Source organism: Nocardia sp. NPDC060259 (assembly GCF_042728775.1).
In the GTDB taxonomy this organism is placed as follows: domain Bacteria; phylum Actinomycetota; class Actinomycetes; order Mycobacteriales; family Mycobacteriaceae; genus Nocardia.
On record NZ_JBHXAY010000173.1, the window covers coordinates 1 to 9,002 of the forward strand.

General features: G+C 70.6%; 7 protein-coding genes. All 7 read right to left on the reverse strand.

All coding sequences use genetic code 11. The features are described 5' to 3' along the window. Nucleotides 1–39 precede the first annotated feature (39 nt). The 7 genes from ACFWF2_RS32905 to ACFWF2_RS32935 are packed head-to-tail and all read right to left on the reverse strand — an operon-like array spanning nucleotide 40 to nucleotide 8,904. Nucleotides 40–462, reverse strand: a complete 423-nt coding sequence (locus tag ACFWF2_RS32905) for a DUF4913 domain-containing protein (protein ID WP_379311382.1) — start codon at nucleotides 460–462, stop codon at nucleotides 40–42. Next, on the reverse strand, nucleotides 459–2,282 hold the full coding sequence (locus ACFWF2_RS32910) for a type IV secretory system conjugative DNA transfer family protein (protein ID WP_379311383.1): 1,824 nt from the start codon (nucleotides 2,280–2,282) through the stop codon (nucleotides 459–461). The genes ACFWF2_RS32905 and ACFWF2_RS32910 overlap by 4 nt, the downstream gene beginning before the upstream one ends. Before the next feature lie 43 nt (nucleotides 2,283–2,325). Next, nucleotides 2,326–2,913: a hypothetical protein gene (locus ACFWF2_RS32915; RefSeq protein WP_379311384.1), complete on the reverse strand. Its 588-nt coding sequence runs from the start codon at nucleotides 2,911–2,913 to the stop codon at nucleotides 2,326–2,328. Then, complete coding sequence (locus ACFWF2_RS32920) at nucleotides 2,910–4,571, reverse strand: peptidoglycan DD-metalloendopeptidase family protein (protein ID WP_379311385.1); 1,662 nt, start codon at nucleotides 4,569–4,571, stop codon at nucleotides 2,910–2,912. The genes ACFWF2_RS32915 and ACFWF2_RS32920 overlap by 4 nt, the downstream gene beginning before the upstream one ends. A 58-nt stretch (nucleotides 4,572–4,629) precedes the next feature. Further along, complete coding sequence (locus ACFWF2_RS32925; protein ID WP_375928830.1) at nucleotides 4,630–4,938, reverse strand: transposase; 309 nt, start codon at nucleotides 4,936–4,938, stop codon at nucleotides 4,630–4,632. Next, the gene (locus tag ACFWF2_RS32930) at nucleotides 4,935–7,400 is read right to left on the reverse strand and encodes a hypothetical protein (RefSeq protein ID WP_379311386.1); all 2,466 of its coding nucleotides are present in this window, start codon (nucleotides 7,398–7,400) and stop codon (nucleotides 4,935–4,937) included. Before ACFWF2_RS32930 ends, ACFWF2_RS32925 begins: the two co-directional genes overlap by 4 nt. 7 nt (nucleotides 7,401–7,407) lie before the next feature. Next, a complete protein-coding gene (locus tag ACFWF2_RS32935) occupies nucleotides 7,408–8,904 on the reverse strand; it encodes an SCO6880 family protein (protein WP_379032335.1) in 1,497 nt (498 codons plus the stop codon). Nucleotides 8,905–9,002: the final 98 nt, after the last annotated feature.

Consider the following 9,002-nt stretch of genomic DNA (forward strand, 5'->3'; position numbering starts at 1 on the left):
GGGGCGGCCTGACCGCCCCCGCCGGACCGGAACCGCCGGCTAGAACGGCTTCGTCTTGCCCATCGTCCGCATGACGTCCGGGTCGGTGAACTGGTCGCGATCCGCCCCGACCTGCTCCTCCAACGGCAGCGGATCGAGCATCTTCTTGTGGCCGTTGCGCACACTGCAATACTTGAACGGCCCTCGCGGATCGAACAGTTTCGCCATATGCGGGTCCGCGTGATCGAGGAACCAGACACTGATGCCCGGTCCACCCTGCATCCGGAAGTGCTCCCACGCCTGCCACAGCGCGTGCAGCCGCACGGCCGCCTCGGGATGGCGCCACCATTCCGGGCACCACACCGTGTCACTGATATCGGTGACCTGTCTGCTGTACACCCTGCTCAGGTAGTCGTTGACGAAATCGAAGACATTGCCGTACCCGTTGGCGATGTCGCGCGCGGGTTGCGTGTGTTCGTTCACAGTGGCTTGACCTCCTCGATGTCACCGATCTGATCCGGCGGAGTGGAACTCGACTGCACCGGCGTCCCGATGAGATCGTCGATGCGGGTCTTGCGGGTGGGATCGTTGTATTCGATCGACTGCTTGACCGCCTCGGAGTACTCCGATTCCCACCAGGGCACGGTGCGGACCAGCACGGCGGGCTGGCCCGAGGTGAACACCACCGCGCGGCCGCGCGGCAGCGTGGCCAGTCCCTGCGCCGTGAAGGTCACCGAGGAACTGAGCGAGCGCGAATAGCTCTTGTTGTTGCCCGACTGCGACATCGACTGCGAGATCGAGTCGTACTCGCCGATCGCCTCGGAGCGGTCACGCAGGAACGCCATGTCGTCGACACCGCTGCCGAGCACCTTGATATTGGCCGCCGACCACAGCGCGCTCATTCCCGCGTCGCCCCAGCACCGCGCGCCCTGGGCCCACGACTGCAGCACGGTCATCACCACGATGCCGCGCGAACCGAAGTGGCTGTACTGCTTGGGCAGATCCTTCCAGCGCACCACATTGGCCGCCTCGTCGAGGACCGCGAGCAGCGGAATCGGCAGCCTGCCACCGGACGACAGCGAAGCCTTACGCATCGCCACGTCGATGACGGCCTCGGTGAGCGCGCTCACCAGCGGCGCGGCCGACCCACGACCCTCCAGCGACAGGCAGTAGAGCGTGCCGTTGCGCTCGATGAACTCGAGCTCGTCGAACTGCAGGCGGTCGCCGCTGCCGCGGGTGATCCACGGATGCACATTCGACATCTGCAGGCAGCGCACCATCTTCTTGGCCGTGCCGAAAATGCCGCTCTTGGTGCGCTGTTCGGCGTTGTACTGCATGGCGAGGCCGGCCGCGGTGAAGTCGTGGCCCGCACCGCGCAGATGCTCGATCGGCTCGCTGTTCTGCGGGTTGGTCACCCATTCCCACACCTGGGTGATGGGCTTGCTCGCGATCGCGGCGGCCAGAAACAGCCCGGCGAGCAGGTCCTCGGCTTCCGGGTCGAAGAAGCTGTCGGTGGTGTCGGCGCCGCCGCTCTCGGCGTCGGCGAAGTGGCCTGCCAGCCGGGCCGCGCGCATCTCGCAGCCCTCCTTGCGGTGGTCGACCCAGGCCAGCGGATCCCAGAACCACGTCGGCCGTTCGCCCGCCACGCCCTGCGGGTCGAAGACGAACGTCGCGCTGCCCTTGGCCTCGCGCACATTCCGGGTCGCGTCGACCACGTCACGCTTGTTCGACGTGGTCAGCACCGGACCGATGGCCGACAGGATCGCCGGGATCACGCGCGAGGTGGACTTGCCCTGGCGCGGACCCCAGATGTCGAGGTGCAGGTCCTCGTAGGAACCGTAGAGCGGGGTGCCGTCGGCGACGGCGATGCCGATCGGCACACCGGGCGCGTCGTTGGTGCCCAGGCGCACGCCGAGTTCCTTGGCCTTCGTCCGCACCCCGTCCTCGGTGATCGAGGCGATGGCGCTGCCGCTGCCCATGTGGTCGGCCTTGTCGTCGATCGACAACCGGCCGACCACCGCGCGCTTCTTCAGCTGCTTGCGGATCACCACGAACGCGACGAGCGCGGCGATGACCAGCAGCACGATCACCGTGGACGCCCGCGGCCAGTGCAGTTTCCCGCGCGCCAGGTCGGCGACCACCGCGATCGGGTTCACCGGAATGTTCTGCGGCACCACCGACAACGCGTTGCCCAGGTGCAGCGCGACGGCGAGGGTGATCAGCGTCGCAAAGCCGAACACGATCAGGATCAGCGTCGTGTCGGGTCCGATCGCGGCCGGATCCGTCACCTTCTTCTTCGCCACGTATGCCTCCTTGTGGACCTTGTCGGATGGTGGGTGGGTGCTCTCAGCGGAACGCGTCGAGGCGCCAGCCTTGCGGCGTCTGCACCACGGTCGCGATGACCGTGCTCGGCGGTAGGGCCTCGGTCCGCCCGTTCGGGTAGACGACCGTCTGCTCGATGCCGATCTTGTACTGCGCCACTGAGGGATCCGCGCTCGGCGGCGCCTGCTCCCCCGAAGCGAAGGTGAACGCCTCGACGTGGGCCTTCGCCTTACCCCAGTCCGCCCACTGCAGCGTCGGTTTCGGCGTGTCGGTGGTCCCGGCCGAACTGTCCAGCATACGTATCATGCTGGGCCCCAGCCATTTTCGCGCCCGCTGCAGCGAATCTCCTTGCTGCTCGGTCACGGGGTTCCAGGTGTAGACCTCGCGCAGGGCGACGACCGCGACACCGTCGGGCGTCGTCGGGTCGACCGTGGTGGCCGCCGCCTCGAGCAGCCGGGTGGTCGACGTGGCGCCGTCCGGGCGCGCGGTATCGGAGTCGCCGCCGCAAGCGGCGACCGAGGTCAGGGCCGCCACGAGCATCACCGCCGGAATGGTGCGGATTCGTGTTCTCTCCCACCAGGTTATCCCCGCTGCGTCGCGTCGTGTGGTCACAACACCCTCCTCGCCCGCGCGTCACCCGGCACCGCCACCTCGACGACGCCACCGCCGGCACCGCTGCTCGACGGCGACACCGCCTGGATCAGCTGACCGTTGCCCGCGTAGATCCCCACCTTCGCCGGACCTTTCGGCCCGAAATCGCTGAACACCAGGTCACCCGCCGCGGCTTTCGCGATGGGCACCTCCCGGCCGGACTCCCACTGCTGTTCGGCGGTGCGCGGCAACGTCACCGCGCCCGAGGACGCCGCGAACACCGCGGCGGCGGTGAGTCCCGGCCCGTCGAACCCGCCGTTGCTCGGGCCCTGCGCGCCACCGCCACCCCAGACATACGGCGCGCCGAGCCAGTCGTGTGCCGCCTCGACGATCTGCGCGCCGCCGCCACCGGGTTCGGGGGTGAACCGGCCCTGCGCGCCGGGCGCGCGGTACTGCGGTTCCATCGAGAGGATGTTGGTGACGTAGGGCTGGGTCTCGGAGTAGTGCGCCGCAACCTGATTGGGCATGCCGCCGGAGCTGAGCACCGCGCCCTCACCGGCGTTGTAGCCGGCCAGGGTCAGCGCGGTCAGGTCGCCGGAGACCTTGCCCGCCGCCATCCAGCCCGCGATCTTGTGCGCGATCGCGCACATATAGCGGGCCTGGCCGATGATCGCGTCGCCGTCGTCCCAGACGCTGGCTGTGCCGTTGCCGTCGGCGTCGATGACATAGGGCAAACCGTCGTCGGGATTGATGCTCACCGCGGTGCCGGGCAGGAACTGCGCCAGACCCTGCGCGCCGGCGGGTGAGGTCAGCCCGCGGCGGAAACCGGACTCCTGCTTGGCCTGTGCGGCCAGCAGCGACGAGGAGATCTCCGGGCAGACGGTGCCCGCCCTGCGGTACCAGATCTCCAGTTCCGCGGGCACCTTGCCGTCGGCGAGCGCGCCACCGGCGCTGCCGAATCCGCGCACGCAGTTCGGGTCGACCGAGAACGCCCGCGCGCCACCGACATCCGGGGTCGGCGCGCCGTCGAGCCACGGCATCGGGTCGATCTGGCGGCCGCCGGTGAAGCGGCCGCCCGGCACGATCTCGAAATGCAGGTGCGGGCCGCTGGATTCGCCCGCCGAGCCGACCATCCCGATCGGCTGGCCCGCGGTCACCGTCTGCCCCGTCCGCACCTTCACACCGTGATCCCACATGTGCCCGTAGACGGCGGAGTAGGCACGCCCGTTGGTGTCGACGGAATCGACGACGATCCAGTTGCCGAAGCCCGACGCCGGACCGGCGGCGACGACCCGTCCGTCGGATACCGAGTAGATCGTCGTCCCGTCGGTGGCCGCCATATCGATGCCCCTGTGATCACCACCGCGGGAACCGAACACGTCGGAGACGGTGAAGGTGCCGGTCTCCAGCGGCAGGGTGCGGCGCAGCGGACCGACCCCGGCGGCCAGCGAGGGAGTCCCGGTGACGGCGGCGTTGGTTGTCGGCGTCGCGGACGCGGCGGCCCGGGCGTCAGCGGGCGACTGGCCGCCCAGCGGCGGCAGTGTCGGCGCCGACGAACCGTCGAGCACGCCGGAGGTTTCGCAGGTCTCGTCCGAGGAGGGCAGCACGATGACCAGCACGAGCGCGATCAACCCGATGACGGAGCCGAGCGCGGACATCAGCATCGTGCGGGCGTTCACCGGCCGCCTCCAGACGTTCCGCGCCGGGCGCCGGGATCCGGGTCCGCCGCGGCGGCGATCACGTGCGGCGCCGGGTTTCGTTGAGCGTGTCGGCGAGCGTGCGGTTCATCTCGGCGGCGGCGGCCAGCTGCTGTTGCAGCAGCACCACTTTGCGGCGTAGCGCGGTGGCGTCCATCCGGTCCAGGCTCGGGCCCTCGGCCGCGCGCACCCAGTTGCGCACCGAGTTGGCGTGCACGCCGATCTGCTCGGCCACCACCCGGCAGGCCTCGGACTCGCTGCGCAACTTGTCGGTCAGGGCGACAACCTGCTCGACGGCGGCCTTGCGGACCTCGGGCGAGACCCGGCGGTAGGACCGGTGCGGCATCATTGCCGGCCTCCGTTCGGTGTCGGCGGTTCGGGCGGTGTCGTCGACGCCTGCTCCCGAGGGCCCGCGTGATGACCCTCCGCTTCCGCCTCCGGCCCGCCGTCGGCAGACCTTCCGCGCGGATTGTCGCCGAACTCGCTGAACCGCTGATTCGTGTCGTGGATTCCGCTTTCCTTCTCCGACACCGTGAACTCCATGTGGAAGGGGATACCGGGACGGCGATCCTCACCGATCTTGAGCAGGAACTTGCCGGTGCCGGGCGGCGAGGGCCGCTGCTGGCCGGGGCGCAGCGCTTCACCGGTGAGCGCCTGGGGCGCCGACCAGCCGGTCACCATCTCCTGCTCGGCGGAGGTGAAGGGCACGGTGGAATCGAGCCGGCTGATCTCCTCGGCGGGCAGTGCGCCGAAGATCTTGGCGCGGGCGCGTTCCAGGAAGCCGATCGCCTTGGCGATCGCGGCGTCCGAACCCAGCGCCTGCAGGTCCTTGATCGTGTGGCTGATCATGATCAGCGCGGTGGCGAGGCCACGCTGCAGACGGGTCAGCTCGTCGACGCGGTCGACCATGAAGTCGCCGAGGCCGAGCACCTGCCACAGCTCGTCCATCACCACCTGGAAGTAGCGCTGCGGACCGAGTTTCGCGTCGGCCAGCACGTGCGCGGCCTCGACCGAGGCGAATCCGTCGGCCCAGCAGGCCAGCATGACCGCGGCCTTGAGCTTCTTGTCGCCGGTGGGGATGTGCGAGACGTCGATGCACACCGCGACGGCGCCGGTGTCGATGGGAACGCTGGTCTGCCCGTTGAAGATCGCGCCGAACGGGCCCTGGGTGAGCGCGCGCAGCGAGCGGCGCAGGTTCTTGATCGCGTGCTGGTATTCGTCCTCGTTGTCGGCGCCCGCGTCGAGCATCAGTTCCGCGCCGCCGCCGACGATCACCTCGAGCAGGTTCTCCATGATCGGCGGCTTGTCGGGGGCGTAACCGCTGCCCGGCTGGTACAGGATGCGCAGCGCGGTCGCGATCAGCGTCTCCTCGAAGTCGGCGACCCTGGCGCCACGCACCAGTTCCACCAGACCGGCGATCAGCGTCACCTGCCTGGCCCGCAGGTCCTGCAGCACTTGACGTTGCAGCGCGGGGAACTCCCCCAGCCGCGGCACCACCGAGCCGAGCACACCGGCGGCGAGCGGGTTCAGTTTGCCGTGGCCGTAGCCGAGGTCGATCACCTGGCCGCCGACGAGCTCGACCATCTTGCGATAGTCGGGTTTCACGTCGGCCAGGATCAGCGGGGTGATGCCCTGGGCGATGCCGCCGAGCACGATCCGGCGCACCAGCGAGGACTTACCGAAACCGTTGAGGCCGAGCACGAACAGGCTGGGCGCGGTGATGAAGCTGCCGCGCATGAACCAGTTCATCGGGTCGAAGCAGACCGGCGCGCCGGTGTGCAGGTGCGAGCCGAGCGGGGTGCCGATCAGCGGCGCGCCCGCGCCGACCGACCACGGCCACAGGCCTGCGACCTGGGCGGTGGTGGCCCGGTACTCGACCGGGCGGCCGACCACGTTCATCTTGCCGCCGCCGGGGCCGGAGTAGCCGCGGTCGGTCAATTCGGCGGTGGTGCGGTCGAATCCGTCGCTGACGACGGCCTCGGTGCGGGCCTGCGCGTTGTTGCGGCGCAGGTCGTCGGTGTGGATGCGGAAGGTCGCCCAGGCGGCGCGCAGGCCGGACTGCTCGCGGGCGATCATCTCGTAGCGGGCGCGGGTGGCGTCGTCGAGCAGCGACGGGCCGGACTGGGCACGCCGGTCGGCCTTGTTCCGCGACTTGGCCGAGCGCCCGGTGCCCATCGCCCGATCGGCGACGTCGTCGGGGCGGTCCGCCTTCACCGGGCGCGGCGCCTTGACGAGCCTGGCCTGCTCGATCGGACGCTTCCTGCGGTGCGGATCCATCGCGCGCGCGTGATCGAGCCGCGGGCCGTGATCCTCGGCGCGCAGCCCGCGCTCGACGCGAGCCGTGGGGGCGCGGTCGGCGTCGGGCCGCGGTCCACGCGGACGCCGCTCGCCCGCGGCGGGCCTGCCGCCGCTCGCCTCGTCACCGCGCCTGCCCCGCGCCTCGTCCTCACGTGGCCTGCGGTTCTCGCCGGTGCGCGGCCTGCGGTGCTCGTCGTCCGCGCGCGGCCTGCGGGTGTCCGCACCCTGCGTCCCGCGCTCGGCGGCCGGACGACGTGGCTCGTCCGCACGCGGCCTGACGCCCGGTTCCCCGGCGCGCGACCTGCCCTCCCGCGATCTGCGTTCGGCGTGCTCGTCGGCCACGGCGGTACCGCGCGCCGACTCCCGTTCGCCGCGTTCGGTGCGCTCCTCCAGGCCGAGCACGTCGTCGCTCACGCGCGACGAACTCCCGACCGGTCGTGGCTCGCGTTCCCCCCGGATGCGGGGCGGCCGGTGTACGGGCCGTAGCGCGATGTCGTCGAAGTCGCGTCCCATGATCGCCTCACCCCGCCAATGCCTTCGGAATGGTCGCGTGCTCGGGCAGGATGACGCCACAACCGAGGGAAGCCGCGAACGCCGCGGCCTGGTAGCGGTAGCAACGCCGGATCTTGAGCCGGGCCTGCGTCGAAAGGTCGCGGGTGATGGCCTCGATGCGCGGCAGGTCGCCGCGCAGCGGCTCGGTGATCGTCACCAGCGCGCCGAAGCGGGTCACGCCGTGCCCGCGGGCCTGTTCCTCGCGAGCCTGCTGGGTCGCACCGACCCGCAGTGTCGCGGCGGCCGAGACGACACCGCGTTCGCTCTGCTGCGCGACGAGCGCGTTCTTGAAGTCGTCGTCGACGATCTCGGCGGCGTCGGCGGCCGAGTGTGGCCGGTAGACGATCGCGATGCGCTTGCGCGGCACTTCGGGATTCGGCGCGAGCAGTCGCTGCAGCACCCGCTCGTCGACCGCGCCCTCCGGCGCCGCGTCCATCTCCCAGGTGACCGAGCGGCCACCGTCGTGGATCAGGTGATCCCACTTCTCGTCGTGCGAGACCGGGCCCGCGTCGTCCCAGCCGAGGCCGTGCCCACCCGGATCGGCGGCGGCGACCTCGAGGTCGGCCTGCGCGGCCGGGTCGTAGCTGCGGCGGATGAAGGAGATGACCTCCTCGGCCGACATCGGCTGCGCCCGCACGCCCGCCTCGGCCAGCGCCGCGCAGATGCCGGGCAGCCTGCGCCCGATCTCCACGGCCTCCTCGGCCGGGTTCTTGCGCCGCTCGGCGGTGGTGGCCTTGAACGTGATCGCCACGCGCGGCAGCAGCTGCACCCGCTCCTGCGGCAGCTCGGTGGCCAGCTCGTACATCACCTGCTGGGCCAGCTCGGGCGCTTCCGGGCGGGTGATCGTGGAGACCTCGTTGAGCAGCCGGTTACCCGTCTCGGGGACGGTGTCGATCACCGGCACCACCGCGACGATGTCGCTGGTCTGACCGACCGAGGCCAGGAAGGTGCCCCACGCGGCGACCCAGCGGTCGATCACCGGCTGGTCCACTGCCTCGTGGCCCTGCGGCCAGGCCCGCAATACCACGGTGTACTGCGCGAACGCGGGCAGGTGGATCATCCCGAAGTGGTAGCCGCCCGCGTCGATGCCCTCGTAGAGCTTCGAGGGGGCGAGCAGCCCCGGCAGCTTGGTGACGCCGCCGGGGATCCGGGAGAACCGGCCGCCGCGATACACGTGCTCGCCGTTCTTGCGCGAGCGCATCCAGTTGAACATCATCAGTCCCGTCTCGTATCCGGAGCGGCCCCCCGTCCGCCACACCAGGGGCACCATCACCAGCGCGCCGAGGCCGCCGACGACGAAACCCCATGTGAACCCACCGACCATGGCGCTGATCAGGGCCGCGATCACCACGACGAAACCGATCACGGTCTCTTCCCAGCGCAGGCCGAAAAGGCCCGCGCTGCGCGGCTTCTGCCACAGCCCGTACGAGCGCCGCTCGTAGGTGTCGGTCGAGGTGGTCGTCATCGCGGGATCGTGCTCCTGCCGAGGTCGGGTGAACGATTCGCCCAGCGGTCACCGGCGAGGTCGCCGGCCGACTGGTCGGCGCGCGCCGCGCTGCCCGC